Source organism: Achromobacter sp. D7-1 (genome assembly GCF_059760445.1).
This window is the reverse complement of sequence record NZ_JCBAMT010000028.1, coordinates 1-13,734: the sequence shown is the minus strand read 5'-3', so window position 1 is coordinate 13,734 and position 13,734 is coordinate 1. Positions and strand designations below refer to the sequence as shown.

14 protein-coding genes are annotated in these 13,734 nt (G+C 66.6%); 4 read left to right on the top strand and 10 right to left on the bottom strand.

Features of this window, described 5'->3' with window-relative positions:
• Window positions 1-87: 87 nt before the first annotated feature.
• A complete protein-coding gene (locus tag AC6LKD_RS14280; RefSeq protein ID WP_498116577.1) occupies window positions 88-666 on the bottom strand; it encodes a hypothetical protein in 579 nt (192 codons plus the stop codon).
• A gap of 119 nt (window positions 667-785) precedes the next feature.
• Window positions 786-1,244, bottom strand: a complete 459-nt coding sequence (locus AC6LKD_RS14275; RefSeq protein ID WP_498116576.1) for a carboxypeptidase regulatory-like domain-containing protein — start codon at window positions 1,242-1,244, stop codon at window positions 786-788.
• Window positions 1,245-1,321: 77 nt separating this feature from the next.
• Here AC6LKD_RS14275 and AC6LKD_RS14270 point away from each other — a divergent pair, with 77 nt between their 5' ends.
• On the top strand, window positions 1,322-1,942 hold the full coding sequence (locus AC6LKD_RS14270) for a TetR/AcrR family transcriptional regulator (protein ID WP_013394219.1): 621 nt from the start codon (window positions 1,322-1,324) through the stop codon (window positions 1,940-1,942).
• A gap of 47 nt (window positions 1,943-1,989) precedes the next feature.
• Here the strand turns inward: AC6LKD_RS14270 and AC6LKD_RS14265 are convergent, their stop codons facing one another.
• Complete coding sequence (locus tag AC6LKD_RS14265; RefSeq protein ID WP_498116575.1) at window positions 1,990-2,385, bottom strand: hypothetical protein; 396 nt, start codon at window positions 2,383-2,385, stop codon at window positions 1,990-1,992.
• A gap of 112 nt (window positions 2,386-2,497) precedes the next feature.
• Between AC6LKD_RS14265 and AC6LKD_RS14260 the strand changes: the two genes are divergently transcribed.
• Window positions 2,498-3,394, top strand: a complete 897-nt coding sequence (locus AC6LKD_RS14260) for a LysR family transcriptional regulator (protein WP_498116574.1) — start codon at window positions 2,498-2,500, stop codon at window positions 3,392-3,394.
• Between the two features lie 48 nt (window positions 3,395-3,442).
• On the opposite strand, the gene AC6LKD_RS14255 is transcribed toward AC6LKD_RS14260, so the two are convergent.
• The 7 genes from AC6LKD_RS14255 to AC6LKD_RS14225 form a co-directional block, all read right to left on the bottom strand.
• Window positions 3,443-4,837, bottom strand: coding sequence for a M20 family metallopeptidase (locus tag AC6LKD_RS14255; RefSeq protein ID WP_498116573.1), 1,395 nt, complete (start codon window positions 4,835-4,837; stop codon window positions 3,443-3,445).
• Window positions 4,834-5,805, bottom strand: coding sequence for an ABC transporter ATP-binding protein (locus AC6LKD_RS14250; protein WP_498116572.1), 972 nt, complete (start codon window positions 5,803-5,805; stop codon window positions 4,834-4,836). The genes AC6LKD_RS14255 and AC6LKD_RS14250 overlap by 4 nt, the downstream gene beginning before the upstream one ends.
• Window positions 5,802-6,791, bottom strand: a complete 990-nt coding sequence (locus tag AC6LKD_RS14245; protein ID WP_498116571.1) for an ABC transporter ATP-binding protein — start codon at window positions 6,789-6,791, stop codon at window positions 5,802-5,804. The genes AC6LKD_RS14250 and AC6LKD_RS14245 overlap by 4 nt, the downstream gene beginning before the upstream one ends.
• Before the next feature lie 2 nt (window positions 6,792-6,793).
• Entirely contained in the window at window positions 6,794-7,705 is a 912-nt protein-coding gene (locus AC6LKD_RS14240) for an ABC transporter permease (protein ID WP_013394213.1), read from the bottom strand.
• A 1-nt stretch (window position 7,706) separates the two neighbouring features.
• Complete coding sequence (locus AC6LKD_RS14235) at window positions 7,707-8,624, bottom strand: ABC transporter permease (protein WP_013394212.1); 918 nt, start codon at window positions 8,622-8,624, stop codon at window positions 7,707-7,709.
• Between the two features lie 65 nt (window positions 8,625-8,689).
• Window positions 8,690-10,261, bottom strand: coding sequence for an ABC transporter substrate-binding protein (locus tag AC6LKD_RS14230; RefSeq protein WP_492276129.1), 1,572 nt, complete (start codon window positions 10,259-10,261; stop codon window positions 8,690-8,692).
• A 100-nt stretch (window positions 10,262-10,361) separates the two neighbouring features.
• Window positions 10,362-11,096, bottom strand: a complete 735-nt coding sequence (locus tag AC6LKD_RS14225) for a GntR family transcriptional regulator (protein ID WP_413772874.1) — start codon at window positions 11,094-11,096, stop codon at window positions 10,362-10,364.
• 222 nt (window positions 11,097-11,318) lie between these two features.
• Here AC6LKD_RS14225 and AC6LKD_RS14220 point away from each other — a divergent pair, with 222 nt between their 5' ends.
• Both AC6LKD_RS14220 and AC6LKD_RS14215 read left to right on the top strand, forming a co-directional pair.
• Window positions 11,319-12,515: a pyridoxal-phosphate-dependent aminotransferase family protein gene (locus AC6LKD_RS14220; RefSeq protein WP_498116570.1), complete on the top strand. Its 1,197-nt coding sequence runs from the start codon at window positions 11,319-11,321 to the stop codon at window positions 12,513-12,515.
• Between the two features lie 24 nt (window positions 12,516-12,539).
• Window positions 12,540-13,592 carry a serine hydrolase domain-containing protein gene (locus tag AC6LKD_RS14215; RefSeq protein ID WP_013394208.1) on the top strand — a complete coding sequence of 351 codons (1,053 nt, stop codon included), beginning with the start codon at window positions 12,540-12,542 and terminating at the stop codon, window positions 13,590-13,592.
• Window positions 13,593-13,734 lie beyond the last annotated feature (142 nt).

The window sequence follows — 13,734 nt, the reverse complement described above, 5'->3', positions numbered from 1 at the left end:
CGGCAACGGCCTTCCAATGAGGCGCGCCGGCATGCAGTGTGTGCAGGCCGGCGCGGCGGGACAAGCGGGAATACCCGGAATCGCGCTTCAGTGCGCGCGATAGCCGCGGCTGGTCATGCAGGAATCGAGCGCGCGGTTGTAGGAATCCACCATGACCTGGGTGGTCCATTGCGTGATGGTGGCCGGGTCATAGCCGCTCTGGTTCATGGCCCAGCGCTGGCAGTCCACGGTGGCGTTGGCCTGCGCGCTGTTGACCGGCGGTACGGATTCGTATTGCACCGGCTCGTACTGGGGCTGTGGCGCGGCATAGACGGGCGGCGCCTCATAGACCGGCGCGTTGTAGACGGGGGCCGCGTAGACCGGCGGGCTGGTGTAGCCCACGCCCGACGAGTAGACGCCTGCCTGGGTGTAGGAAGGCCCGGAATCCGCCGCCAGCAGCAGGCCTATGGTGGCCAGCGCGAACGCGCCGCCTATCCACCAGCCGTCGGAACTGCTGCTGCCGCCATGGTAATTGTGATATCCGCCGTGGTATCCGCCACCGTGATATCCGCCGCCATGGCCGCCGCCCCAATAACCGCCGCCACGCCCGCCAGCCATGGCAGGCGCGCTTGCCATGGCCAATGACAGCGCCGCGACGATGGCCATAAGGCCAGAAAACCGCTTCATGATCTTGCTCCTGATCCGTCTCGGGGCAGGCGCAACGCCTGGCCCGGGCCGGTATTCCTACTTTACTGCCTGGCCGTTGCCATAAAGTGTCTCAAGCGCTACCGAGATTTCAACTGATTTCAGCGCGACGCGGGCGACGCCTGCCGGTCGGGCCAGTTGTTGCAGGAATGCGACTCGCCGGGGCGCAGGGTGATTTGCGGCTTGTCCTTGAAATACGCGGCGTCGCGGTCCAGGGTCATGTAGGTCTCGTAGCCCGCTTTTTCCACGCACCAGTTCCAGAAGTAGACCTGCGAACCGTGGATCACCATGGATTCGGCACGCCATTCCCGCAAGGCCTCGAAGGTGGCGCCGCCGTCGGCCGCGCTGCGGGTTTCATTGCGGAACTGTTCCCGCCCATAGGGAAAGGTGCTGCTGATCAACACGACCCGGGCATCGGCCAATGGATGGGATTTTTCGTCCAGCACCGTGGCGCGGGCGTCGGGCTGCATGGTCTTGTAGACCGGGTAGGGCACGCAACCCGAGACCAGGCTGGCGACGGCGATGGCGACAACAGCAGGCCAGTACTTTGGATATGACATTGCAATGGTTGTATCCGTGCTGGAAGCCGTGGGTAAAACCAGTGGCTAAAAGCGCCGAAGGGTAGTATTTTCTCGCGATGATTACGGCACGACCTACTTCTTTACCGCAAGACAAGCGTCTCACCAAGGGTGAACGCACACGGGCTCAACTTCTGGAAGTCGCGGCGGCGGAATTCGCGGAACGCGGATTCCAGCATACCCGGATCAGCGACATCGTCGCCCGGGCCGGCGTGACCCAACCTGTCTTCTATCAATACTTCGCCAGCAAGCAGGCGGCCTACGACGAACTGGTGGGTTTGTTCGCCCAGCGCTTGCGGCAGGCCATCGGCCAGGCGCGCTTGCCCGATGATCTGCAAGGCGCCGAACTGGCCGGGCGTCTGCGCCAGAGCGTAAGCGGCCTGCTCGCCATCCTGCAGGAAGATCCCAACCTGACGCGCATCGGCTTCTTCCAGGCCGCCGAGGCCGAGGCGCTGAAGGACGAACTGGTGGCGATGATCGCCGGCAACGTGGGCGCCGAGCAGCAGGCCGGCTTGTTCCGCGATGACATACCGTCCGACTGGTTCGCCCAATCGCTGATGGGCATCATCGAACGGTTCACGCGGCAGACGCCGGATGCGGCGCGGCAATTGGTCCTGGCGGAATTCATTGCCGATCTGCTATTGGACGGGATACGCAAACGACAACGACAAGCCTCCTAGCCGGAGGCTTTTTTTTGGCCTCGAGGCCGTCCCAGTCTGTTCAATCCTCAGGCCCAGGTCTCTTGCAGATGCGCCCATTTTGGCTGGCCGCCGGCCTGAACCGTGAACAGGACGGTGGCGCGCCGCTGGGTGGCGCCGGCGCTCCAGGCATGGCGCTCGCGGTAGCTCAGCAAGACCGAAGCCGTGTCGACATGCAGCACGGCCAGCTCGTCGATATCGATCTTCAAGCCTGGGCGCGCGCCGCGCAGGCTGGCGAACAGGGCGGGCAAGGCCGTGGCGGACAGGCGCTGTCCGTCGGCCGCGATCATGCTGAAGCCAGGCGCAAAGTTCTCCAGCAGATCGGCCAGTTGGCTGTCCGGTGCGTCGGGTGTGCCTATCCATTGTTCGATGCGGGTATGGGCGTCGAGCGCCAGGCGCTGGCAGTGCGAGGAAAGGTCGGGCATGGGGTTGGATTCCAGAGAGGGAGCGTCATTCTAGGAGTCCTGTCGTTCGCAAAAAATGCCTTATGAATAGATATACTGTTCGTGTTTTTTTGACAATTCGTAGCGGCCTTCCATGATCAATCTGAATCGTCTGGCGATGTATGCGGCGGTGGTCGAGGCCGGTTCGTTCACGGCGGCGGCCGATGCGCTGGGCACGACCAAGGCGGTGGTCAGCTTCAATATCAAGCAGCTGGAACAGGAACTGGGCGTGGCGCTGCTGACACGCAGCACTCGGCGGCTGGCCCTGACCGAGGCGGGCGAAGGCTTTTACGGCCATTGCGCCCGCCTGCTGCGCGAGGCCGAGACCGCCGTGGACGAGGCGCGTTCCGGGCAGGCGGCCTTATCGGGCAGCCTGCGGGTCACGGCGTCGGTGGATTACGGCAACCTGGTGGTGGCGCCGGCGCTGGCGGCGTATGCGCGCGAGCATCCCGCCCTGCGGGTCAGCTACCGCGCCGGTTCGGCGCATGCGGACCTGATCGCGGAGCGGCTGGACCTGGCGATCCGGGTGGGGGCGCTGGAAGACTCCAGCTACCGCGCCACGCGGATTGGCCAGTTCAGGTTATGGCTTGTGGCCAGTCCCGCGCTGCTGGCCCAGCACGGCATGCCGCGCACGCCGCAGGCGCTGGCGGCGTTGCCGTGGCTGGCCAACAGGCCGGGGCGCAGTGACCGCTGGCGGCTGACGGACGGCAAGGGCCGCGAGCATGAACTGCGCGTGGCGCCGGTGGCGCAGGCCGATACGGCTTCGGCGCTGCTGGCGTTTGCCGTAGCGGGATGCGGAGTGGCCGCGCTGCCTGATTGGTTGCTGCAAGAACCGCTGGCGCGGGGTGTACTGCAACGCGTGCTGCCCTCGTACACCTTGCCGCGCCAGGAGGTTTACGCGGTCTATCCCGACACCCGCCACGTCAGCGCCAAGGTGCGGCGCTTCATCGATTTCCTGCGGGCGCGACTGGGGCAGTCCGGCAAGCCTTAGGGGCGGCGCAAGTTCCTTTTGAACTTGCACAGGCCCTGGCGTCGCGTCTCAGCGCGTCAATGCCGGCGTGCCGCCCGCGCCCAAGTCCCAATACAGTCCCGTCATCAGGCTCAACGCCTGCCGCAGCAAGGCCGGCGGCAGGTGTTCGTTCGGCGCGTGCTGGGAGCAGCCAGGATAGGAATGTGGCACCCAGATCGTGCGCAGGCCCAGCACGTCGGTGAAGATGTCGTTGGGCAGGGAGCCGCCCAGGTTGGGCAGCACGGCGGTCTTGGCGCCAGAGGTGCGTTCCAGCGAATCCACCGCCCAGCGCACCCAGGCGTCGTCCGGGTCGATGCGGGTGGCGCGGAACATGTTCTCGCGCGTCAACGTTATCTGGACCATCGGGAAGCCCTGGCGGTCCAGGTGTCGGCGCAGGGCCGGGACCAGGTCGTCCGGGTCCACGCCCACCACGAAGCGCAACTGGCAACGCACCCAGGCGCGCGGCGGAATGGCGTTGACGGGGGTGTCGGGGTTTCCGGTCTTGTAGGCCAGGACCTCGAACGAGCACCAGCCGAACACGCGCTCGGCGGGCGACAGGCCCGGTTCGCCCCACCAGGGTTCGATCTCGGGACCGTCGGCGCCGCCGTCCACCTGGCAGTCGGCCAGGGCGCGCCGCACTGCGTCGGGCAGCTCGCGCGGCACCCATTCGGGGATGCGGATCTGGCCGGTGGGCGAGACCAGCGTGGAGATCGCATGGGCCAGCTGGATGCCGGGGTTGGAAATCAGGCCGCCCCAGTTGCCCGAGTGGTGGCCGCCCGCGCGGGCCTCGATGCTCAGGTCGAAGTTCAGGCTGCCGCGCGCGCCCAGAAAGATGGTGGGGCGTTCGGCGCTCAGCCGCGGCCCGTCCGAGGCGATGAGCAGGTCCGCCGCCAGCATCGCGCGATGTTCCTCGCACAGGTCGCGCAGGCCCATGGAGCCGGTTTCCTCGCCCATCTCGATCAGGTACTTGGCGTTGAAGCCCAGCTTGCCGCGCGTTTCCAGCACCAGCCGCAGCGCTTCCATGTTGATGCTGTGCTGGCCTTTGTTGTCGGCGATGCCGCGGCCGTACCAGCGGCCCTCGGCTTCGGTCAGCGCCCAGGGCGACAGGCCTTCCTTCCATTCCTTTTCCAGGCCGCGGATGACGTCGCCATGGCCGTAGCCCAGCACGGTGGGCAGGGCCGGATCCTCGATGCGTTCGGCGTACAGGAACGGCGCCAGCGCCTTCGGGTGCGTGAGCGTGCGGCAGGTAAATCCCAGCGCCTCGAAGGCGGGCCGGATCTCGGCTTCCAGATAGGCGGCGAGTTCGGGCGCGCGCGCCGGATTCTGGCTCTCCGTGGGCTGTGCCAGGCGGCGCGCCAGCAGGGCGCGGAACGCGCCGGAATCAAAACACTGTTCCGCCTGGGCGATGGCTTGTGCGCGGGTCATGATGGCTGGACTCCGTTGGGGGTAGGGGGATAGAGGTGGCAGGCCACCACGGATTGCTCGCGCCGGATCAACGCCGGGCGCTCGGTCTTGCATTGCGCCATGGCCTGTTGGCAGCGCGGATGGAAGGGGCAGCCGGGAGGCGGGCGCAACGGGTCCGGGAACGACAGGCCCAGCCCCATGTCGGGGATGCCCAGGCCCGGTTCGGGCGTCAGCACCGAGGCCAGCAGCGCCTGCGTGTAGGGATGGCATGGGTCATGGAACAGCTGCGCGGTAGCGGCGGATTCGACTACCCGGCCCAGATACATCACCGCCACATGGGTGGCGATGTGCTCGACCACCGCCAGGTTGTGGCTGATGAAGACGTAGGTCAGATTGAATTCGCGCCGCAGGTCCATCAGCAGATTCATGATCTGGGCCTGCACCGAGACGTCCAGCGCCGAGGTCGGCTCGTCGCAGATGACGATCTCGGGATGCATCACCAGCGCGCGTGCGATGGCGACGCGTTGGCGCTGCCCGCCGGACAACTGGCCCGGCGTGTTGTGGGCCAGCCGTGGCGGCAGGCCGACGCGTTCCAGCATTTCGATGGCTTTCTGCTGCTTGGGATTGGCGATGCCATGCACTTCCAGCGGCAGCGACACGATGGAGGCGATGGAGCGGCGCGGATTCAGCGAAGAATACGGATCCTGGAAGATCGGCTGGACGCGGCGCGCCAGGGCGCGCCGGCCGAGGCTGCGTATGTCCTGCCCGTCCAGGCGGATCGCGCCTTCGGTCGGCGGCGTCAGGCCCAGCAGCATGCGGGCCAGCGTCGATTTGCCGCAACCGGATTCGCCCACGATGCCCAGCACCGCGCCGCGCTCCACCGCCAGGTCCACGCCATTGACCGCATGCAGGGTGCTGCGCGGCCGGAACATGCCCGAGCGGATGGAGAACTGCCTGCTGACGGCCTCGGCTTGCAGCAAGGAACTCATGCCGGGACTCCTTCGGATTCGAGGATGCAGCGCCATTGTTGGCCGGACGCGGCACCATGCACGGGCACCTCATCGCGGCATTGCGGCTGGGCATGTGGGCAGCGGTCGCGGAAGGCGCAGCCTTGCAACTCGCCCACCAGCGCCGGCACCACGCCGGGTATGGTGCCCAGCGCCTCGCCGGGCGGCGTGCGCCCGGGCACGGGAATACAGCCCAAGAGCCCCTGGGTGTAGGGATGGCGCGGCAACGCGAACAGTTCCGCCACCGGTCCTTCCTCGACGATCTGTCCGGCATACATCACCGCGACCTGGCGCGCGATGCGCGCGACCACGCCCAGATCGTGGGTGATCAGCACCATGGCGATACCCAGTTCGGCCTGCAGGTCGGCCAGCAGCCGCAGGATCTGCGCCTGGATGGTGACGTCCAGCGCGGTGCTGGGCTCGTCGGCGATCAGCAGTTCCGGGCCGCACATCAACGCCATGGCGATCATCACGCGCTGGCGCAGGCCGCCCGACAGCTGGTGCGGGTATTGGGTCAACCGTTGCCCGGCCGAGGCGATGCCGACCTTCTCCAGCAGCTCGACCGCGCGGTCGCGCGCCTGCTGCGCGCTGGCTTTGCAATGGTGGATGTAGTGTTCGGTCAACTGCTCGCCGATGGCGTAGGCAGGGTTGAGCGCCGTCATCGGTTCCTGGAAGATCATGGCCATCTTGCTGCCGCGCAGCGCGTTGATGCGCCGCCCGCGCGCGGCCGACAGGTCTTCGCCCAGTACCGACAGCCGGCGGGTGCTGCGCTGCGCGGCCTTGGGCAGGAGGCCCATGATGGCCAGCGAAGTCATGGACTTGCCGCAGCCGGATTCCCCCACCAGGCATAGCGTTTCGCCGCGCCGGACCTGGAACGACACGTCGCGCACCGCGTGCAGGGCGCCGCGCGGCGTGGCGATGTCGACGGTCAGACCTTGCACGTCCAGCACGATGTCCGTGTCGCTCATGCTCAGCCCCTCTCTTCAGGCGTCAGGAGTTGATGCAGCCCGTCGCCGGCCAGGTTGATCGCGAAGATCAGCAAGGCCAGCGCCGATCCGGGGATGGCTATCAGCCAGAACGAGAAGAACATATAGGCCTTGGCCTCCGAGATCATCAGGCCCCAGGACGGCAGCGGCGGCTGCACGCCCAGGCCCAGGAAGGACAGCGACGCTTCCAGCAGGATGGCGCTGGCGGCTTCCAGCGTGGCGATCACGATCAGCTGCGGCACCACGTTGGGCAGCACTTCGCCCCAGACGATGCGCCAGGTGGAGGCGCCCGCGGCTTGCGCCGCCGCCACGTATTCCAGCGAGCGCACCTGCTGCGTGGCGCTGCGCATCACCACCGCGTAGCGGTCCCACTTGAGCAGCCCTAGCACCAGGATCACCACCCACAGCGAGCCGCCGACGATGGCGACGGTGGCCAGCGCCACCAGGATCACGGGCATGGACAAACGGGTAGTGATCAGGAAGGACACCGCCATGTCGACCTTGCCGCCGAAATAGCCGGCCGCCATGCCCATGGCCGTGCCGATCAGGCCCGAGATCAGCGCCACGCTGATGCCGATCAAGAGCGAGATGCGCGCGCCGTAGAACAGGCGTGACATATAGTCGCGGCCGAGCTGGTCGGTGCCCAGCGGATGCAGCCAGGTGCCTTTGGCATACCAGACCGGCGGCGCGGTGCGGTAGGCCAGGTCCTGGAAATAGGGATCATGCGGCGAGATCCAGGGCGCCAACAGCGCGATCAGCACGATGACGAGCAGGATGCCGCCGCCGGCCAGCAGCGCCTTGTTGCGGCGCAGCCGTCGCCAGCGCAGGGCGGACGCCGACAGTTCCAGCGGGGGCTGGACGCCGGGAGCGGACGGGGTCAGGGTAGGGGTATTCATGTCAGGACACCCGGATGCGCGGGTCGAGCCACGCGTTGGCGATATCGGCCGCCAGGGTCAGCAGCACGTAGAGCACCGACAGCAGCAGCACGATCAGCTGCATCACGGGATAGTCCTTGTAGGTGATGCTCTGGTAGGCCAGGTAGCCCAGGCCGTCCAGCGCGAAAATGGTTTCGATGACGACCGAGCCGCCCAGCAGGTAGCCCAGCTGCACCGCGGCCAGCGCCACCACCGGCACGATGGCGTTGCGCAGCGCGTGCTTGAAGACGATCTTGCGCGCCGGCAGGCCCTTGGCGCGGGCGGTGCGGATGTAGTCGGCGGCCAGGACCTCGATCATGCCGGCGCGTATCAGGCGCATGAAGGCGGGCGCGACGTAATAGCCCAGTGCGATCGCCGGCATGACGAAATGCTGCCAGCTGCCGCTGCCCGACACCGGCAGGATGCGCAGCGAGATCGAGAACAGCATGATCAGGATCAGCGCGAAGAAGAAGTTGGGCAGCGCCTGCCCCAGCACGGCGACCGCCAGGCAGATGCGGTCGATCAGGCTGCCCTTGTACAGCGCGGCCAGCACGCCTAGCGGGATCGAGATCAGCAGCGCGAAGGCCAGCGCGCCCATGCCCAGCAGGAGCGTGGTCTTGAGCTTGGAGAGGATCAGCGGCCCGGCCTCGGTCTTGAAATACACCGAGGTGCCGAAGTCGCCCTGCAGGATGTGCCAGAGCCAGTCCGCATACTGCACCGCCAGCGGCCGGTCCAGGCCGTAGGTCTTGCGGATCATGTCGATGTCGGCCTGGCGCGCGCCTTCGCCGGCCAGGGCCAGCGCCGGGTCGCCGGACAGGTGCAGCAGCAGGAACGCCAGGATCGAGACCGTCAGCGCCACCAGCACCGCCAGGCCCAGGCGCCTGATCGTGAAATACAGCATAGGGCTTCCTCTTCGTTGGACTCACGCCGGCCCGGCGCGATGCCGGGCCGGCGCGGGGCCGCGCCTTACTTCCAGCTCATGTCCCAGAAGCGCACCAGTTCGTCCGAATAGGGCTTGAAGTTCACGTCCTTGGTGGCTACGTAGTAGGCAGGCAAGGTCCACAACGGCACCGCGTAGGCCTTCTGCGCGATCAGGTCCAGCGCCTGCTTGTAGGCGGCGTTGCGCGCGGCGCTGTCGATGGTGCGGTCGCCCTTGGTGAGCAGGTCGCGCACCTGCGGGTCGCGGGTGACATCGTCGTTGCCGAAGGCGAAGTACACCGGCGTGGAGGCGGACACGTCGTTGACCAGGTTGGAGCCCCAAGTCTGGTGCGTGAGCGAGGCCTTGTTGGCGCGGATCATGTCGCGCATGGCGGCATACTGCAGGAAGTTGAGCTTGGCGCGGATGCCCACCGCCTGCAGGTAGTTGATGATGGCTTCGGTCTGGTTGCGCTCGCGGTAGGCCACCAGGTCGATGTCGAAGCCGTTGGGGTAGCCGGCTTCCGCCAGCAGCTTCTTGGCCTGGGCCGGATCGTACTTGTAGACTGGCGCGCCTTCCTGCGTGCAGCCCGTCTGCGAAGGCGTGCAGATGGTGTTGATGAGGCCGCCGCCTTCGCCCACGATGTTCTTCAGCATGGACTCGCGGTCGATCGCGTGGATGATGGCGCGGCGCACGCGTTCGTCCTTCAGCTGTGGCGCCGGCGTGCCTTCCTGGATGTTCATCTGCATGAAGACGATGCGCATGGTGTTGCCGGTGACCATCTGCAGCGAGGGCATGCCGCCCAGCTGTTCGGCCTGGTCCTTGGGCACGCTCATGATCAGGTCCTCGCCGCCCGAGATGACTTCGGCCATCTGCGTCTGGCGGTCAGGGATGAAGCGGATCACCACCTTGCCGATCTTGGGCTGGGCCTTGGGCGAATCCTTGAAGTAGTCGGCATTGCGCTCCAGCGTGATGGACTTGCCCGGTTGGTAGTCCACCACCTTGTAGGGCCCCGAGCCCACCGGCTTGGCGTTCATGCCCTTGGGGCCGACTTCCTGGTAGTACTTGGCCGGATGGATGGCGGCGGTGGTGGACAGATACTCCTTGGCGCCCGGGAAGGGCTCCTTGGTGATCAGGCGCACCTTGTACTTGTCGATCTTCTCGACCTTGTCGATCCAGGCCACGTTCTGCTGCGTCACGGCCTTGTTCTTCGGATCCGCCACGTAGTTCAGTGTGTACACCACCGAGTCCGCGTCGAACTCTTCGCCGTTATGGAATTTGACGCCTTGGCGCAGTTCGAATTCCATGGTCTTGTCGTCGACCTGCTTCCAGCTCTTGGCGAGCTGGCCCTTGTATTCGTTGGTGACCGGATCGCGGTAGAGCAGGGTGTCCCAGACGTTGGCGGCGATGATGACGCCGATCCGCACGTTGTTGTAGTAGGGGTCCACGCTCTCGGGCGCCTGGTCGTAGGCCATGCGCAGCGTGTCGTCCTTCTTGCCGGCCAGCGCCGGCTGGGCCGCCAGCGTGGCGCAGGCCAGCAGGGCGGCGGCCAGGGCCTTGAGGGGGATGGGGCTGCGCCGGGTCGGCGCGGATGCTGCGGGGGTGATGCGGAAATCAGTCATGGTGAGGCTCCTGTGGAAGTCACTGCACGTACTGCGTATCTGACATCTTCTATTCATGCGGGCGGCTCGGCCCGCTGTCCTGCTTGCGCAAGAGGGGGCGTCAGCCCGAATCGGCCACTGCCGCGGGCGGTTGGGCCAGGGTCTTCAACGCTGCCTCGCACTTGCGCTGCAAGTGCTGGCGCATGATGCCGGCCAGCCGGTCGGCGTCGCGCGCGTCCAGGGCCTCGGCCATCTCGATGTGCTCGCGCATCGCCAGATCCCATTTCTGGCGGTTCTCGTTCGAAACGAAGCGCAGATTCTGGATGCGCGCATTCTGGGCGTCGTACAGCTGCTTGAGCAGGCTGTTGTGCGCGGCCAGGCTGATGCGTTCGTGGATCGCGCGATTGGTCTGGAAGTAGGTCGGCAGGTCGTGGCGCGCGTGGCTGGCCATCATTTCGTAGGTCAGCGCGCGGATCTCGGCGATCTCGGTGTCCGTGGCCCGTTCGCAGGCCAGCCGGCAGGACATGGCTTCCAGCCCGCCTATGACCTCGAAGGCCTCGCGGATGTTCGCCTCCGACAGCGCCACTACCTGCGCGCCGCGGTTCGGCTCGATCTGCACCAGCCCTTCGGCGGCCAGCACGCGAAAGGCTTCGCGCAAGGGCGTGCGGGACACGCCCAGCAGGTCGCAAAGGGTGCGCTCGTTCAGGCGAGTGCCGGGCGGGAATTCACCCTGGATGATGCGCTCGCGCAATTGCCCGGCCACCGTGGCCGGCAGGGTGCGGCCGTTGCCTGCGCCGCGGGCCGCAGTCGGCGGCGCGGTTTCGGCAGCCACGCTGGCGGCGCCGGAATCAGGCATCAGGCTGGAAATGCTGCTCATTGGTATACAAAAATTCCCCGTGTTTTGCGAGACTATAAACCTGTAGTTCCGTATCGCCCGATGGGTGTATACCCTAGGTTATTAACGTAAAAACAATGGGATAGAGTGACGCATGCCGCAAGTCCGCATGCCGGGCAACCCCTGCTTGTTTGCTTGGCGCCTTTTGTTGGTATACAAAAATATTCCACTTTGGGACTACGCATGCTTACCCTGAACAGTCATCCGTCCGGCCGGCATTTCCTGCAGATTCCGGGGCCGACCAACGTGCCCGACCGCGTGCTGCGCGCCATCGACCAGCCCACCATCGACCATCGCGGACCGGAGTTCGGCGCGTTGGGCCTGGCGGTGCTGGAAGGCATCAAACAGGTGTTCCAGGCACAGTCGCCGGTGGTGATCTTCCCGTCGTCCGGCACCGGCGCCTGGGAGGCCGCGCTGGTCAATACCCTGTCGCCCGGCGACCGCGTGCTGATGGTCGAGACCGGCCATTTCGCCAGCCTGTGGCGCAAGCTGGCGGGGCGGTTGGGCCTGGAAGTGGATTTCCTGGAAGGCGACTGGCGCCACCCGGTGGACGCGGCGGCCATCGCCGCCCGCCTGGCCGAAGACAAGGAACGTGAGATCAAGGCCGTGTGCGTGGTGCATAACGAAACCTCTACCGGCGTGACCAGCGACATTGCGGCCGTGCGCGCCGCGATTGACGGCGCCGCGCATCCGGCGCTGCTGATGGTGGACACCATCTCGTCGCTGGGCTCCATCGACTACCGCCACGACGAATGGGGCGTGGACGTGACCGTGGCCGGTTCGCAAAAGGGCCTGATGCTGCCGCCGGGTCTGGCCTTCAACGCCGTCAGCGCACGCGCCCTGGCCGCGGCCCACCAGGCGAAGCTGCCGCGTTCGTACTGGGACTGGCGCGAAATGCTCGCTGCCAACGCCCGCGGCTACTTTCCGTACACGCCTTCGACCAATTTGCTCTACGGCTTGCACGAGGCCCTGGCCATGCTGCGCGAAGAGGGCCTGCCGCAAGTCTTCGCGCGCCACCAGCGCCACGCCCAGGCCACGCGCCTGGCCCTGGCCGGCTGGGGGCTGGAACTGCTGAGCCTGGACCCGGCCGCGCACAGCCCGGCCCTGAGCGCGGCGATCATGCCGCAAGGCCACAGCGCCGACGCCTTCCGCAAGGTGGTGCTGGAACGCTTCGACATGTCGCTGGGGCAGGGCCTGGGCAAGCTGACCGACCGCGTGTTCCGCATCGGCCACCTGGGTCACTTCAACGACCTGACGCTGTGCGGCACCTTGGCCGGCGTGGAAATGGGCTTGGCCGCCGCAGGCGTGCCCCATCGCTCGGGCGGCGTGCAGGCGGCAATGGAATTCCTGGCTGGCGCGCGCGCAAGCGCCCCGGCCTGAGACACACACATAACGAGGGAAACAATGAACACACTCATGCAGCAGGCGATCCAGTTCGCCAACGACCACGAATCCGCCTGGGACCGCAGCGTCAAAGGCAACTTCGGCGTGCACCTGAACGATCCGCCGCCCTGGAACCGCCTGCTCGGCCCGATCCACGACCGCGGCCCCGTGTCCGGCGTGGTCACCGTGCGCGGCGAGACTATCGCGTCCTGGGGCGAGCCCGAGCGCGCCGACTTGACGTTCAGCGTGGCCAAGCTCTATCTGGCAATCCTGGCCGGCGTGGCCCATGATCGCGGCTTGCTGCCGGACGTGGACGAACCCGTGGGCAAGCGTGTGCGCGGCATCGGTTTCGACGAAGGGCAGAACGCCGACATCACCTGGCGTCATCTGCTGCAACAGACCAGCGAATGGGAAGGCGAACGCTTCGGCGTATCCGACCAGGCCGACCGCTACCGCGCCGTCACCTTTGGCGTGCCGCCGGACGGCAAGAAGGGCGAGGCCCGGCCCTTGCAGCGTCCCGGCACGTACTGGGAATACAACGACGTGCGCATCAACCAGCTGTCGTATGCGCTGCTGCACCTGTTCCGCAAACCCTTGCCCGAGGTCTTCCGCGAAGCCGTCACGCGGCCCATCGGCGCCAGCGAAAACTGGCAATGGGTGGGCTACGACAACGCCTGGGTCGAGATCGACGGCCAGCGCATGCCGTCCGTGCCGGGCGGCTCGCACTGGGGCGGCGGCATGTCCATCAGCGCCCGCGACCAGGCGCTGATCGGCCAGATGCTGCTGAACGACGGTATGGCCAACGGCCGCCGCATCCTGTCCAGCGAGTGGATCCGGGATATGCGCACGCCATGCGCGATCGCGCCGTATTACGGCTATTTGATCTGGCTGAATCATGAAGGCCGCGTGTTCCCGAGCGTGCCGGCTTCCAGCTTCTTTGGCGTGGGGGCGGGTAGCTCGTTTACCTGGGTGGAGCCGGAGCGGCAGATGGTGGTGATCGTGCGCTGGCTGGATTCGGCACATGCGGATGCGTTGTTCGGGAAGATCCTGGCGGCGGTGGACGCTGGCGTGTAGGGAGTTTTGGTTTGGCTTTTGGTGTTGGGGATATGGGGAGGGGCTTCGAGCTTGCGGATGTCAGGGTTCTTTAGCCGCCGAGGCTGCCCTGCGCCATTCCGATGCTCGCCCCGGTGGGGCTGCGCTTCGGATGGCTCCGGGG

Excerpts from the sequence above, each read along its gene's own strand:
- AC6LKD_RS14250 (WP_498116572.1), bottom strand. The coding sequence starts at position 5,805 with ATGAGTTCCTTGCTGCAAGCCGAGGCCGTCAGCAGGCAGTTCTCCATC.
- AC6LKD_RS14265 (WP_498116575.1), bottom strand. The coding sequence starts at position 2,385 with ATGCCCGACCTTTCCTCGCACTGCCAGCGCCTGGCGCTCGACGCCCAT.
- AC6LKD_RS14275 (WP_498116576.1), bottom strand. The coding sequence starts at position 1,244 with ATGTCATATCCAAAGTACTGGCCTGCTGTTGTCGCCATCGCCGTCGCC.
- AC6LKD_RS14260 (WP_498116574.1), top strand. The coding sequence starts at position 2,498 with ATGATCAATCTGAATCGTCTGGCGATGTATGCGGCGGTGGTCGAGGCC.
- AC6LKD_RS14225 (WP_413772874.1), bottom strand. The coding sequence starts at position 11,096 with ATGCCTGATTCCGGCGCCGCCAGCGTGGCTGCCGAAACCGCGCCGCCG.
- AC6LKD_RS14255 (WP_498116573.1), bottom strand. The coding sequence starts at position 4,837 with ATGACCCGCGCACAAGCCATCGCCCAGGCGGAACAGTGTTTTGATTCC.
- AC6LKD_RS14230 (WP_492276129.1), bottom strand. The coding sequence starts at position 10,261 with ATGACTGATTTCCGCATCACCCCCGCAGCATCCGCGCCGACCCGGCGC.
- AC6LKD_RS14220 (WP_498116570.1), top strand. The coding sequence starts at position 11,319 with ATGCTTACCCTGAACAGTCATCCGTCCGGCCGGCATTTCCTGCAGATT.
- AC6LKD_RS14240 (WP_013394213.1), bottom strand. The coding sequence starts at position 7,705 with ATGAATACCCCTACCCTGACCCCGTCCGCTCCCGGCGTCCAGCCCCCG.
- AC6LKD_RS14280 (WP_498116577.1), bottom strand. The coding sequence starts at position 666 with ATGAAGCGGTTTTCTGGCCTTATGGCCATCGTCGCGGCGCTGTCATTG.
- AC6LKD_RS14215 (WP_013394208.1), top strand. The coding sequence starts at position 12,540 with ATGAACACACTCATGCAGCAGGCGATCCAGTTCGCCAACGACCACGAA.
- AC6LKD_RS14270 (WP_013394219.1), top strand. The coding sequence starts at position 1,322 with ATGATTACGGCACGACCTACTTCTTTACCGCAAGACAAGCGTCTCACC.
- AC6LKD_RS14245 (WP_498116571.1), bottom strand. The coding sequence starts at position 6,791 with ATGAGCGACACGGACATCGTGCTGGACGTGCAAGGTCTGACCGTCGAC.
- AC6LKD_RS14235 (WP_013394212.1), bottom strand. The coding sequence starts at position 8,624 with ATGCTGTATTTCACGATCAGGCGCCTGGGCCTGGCGGTGCTGGTGGCG.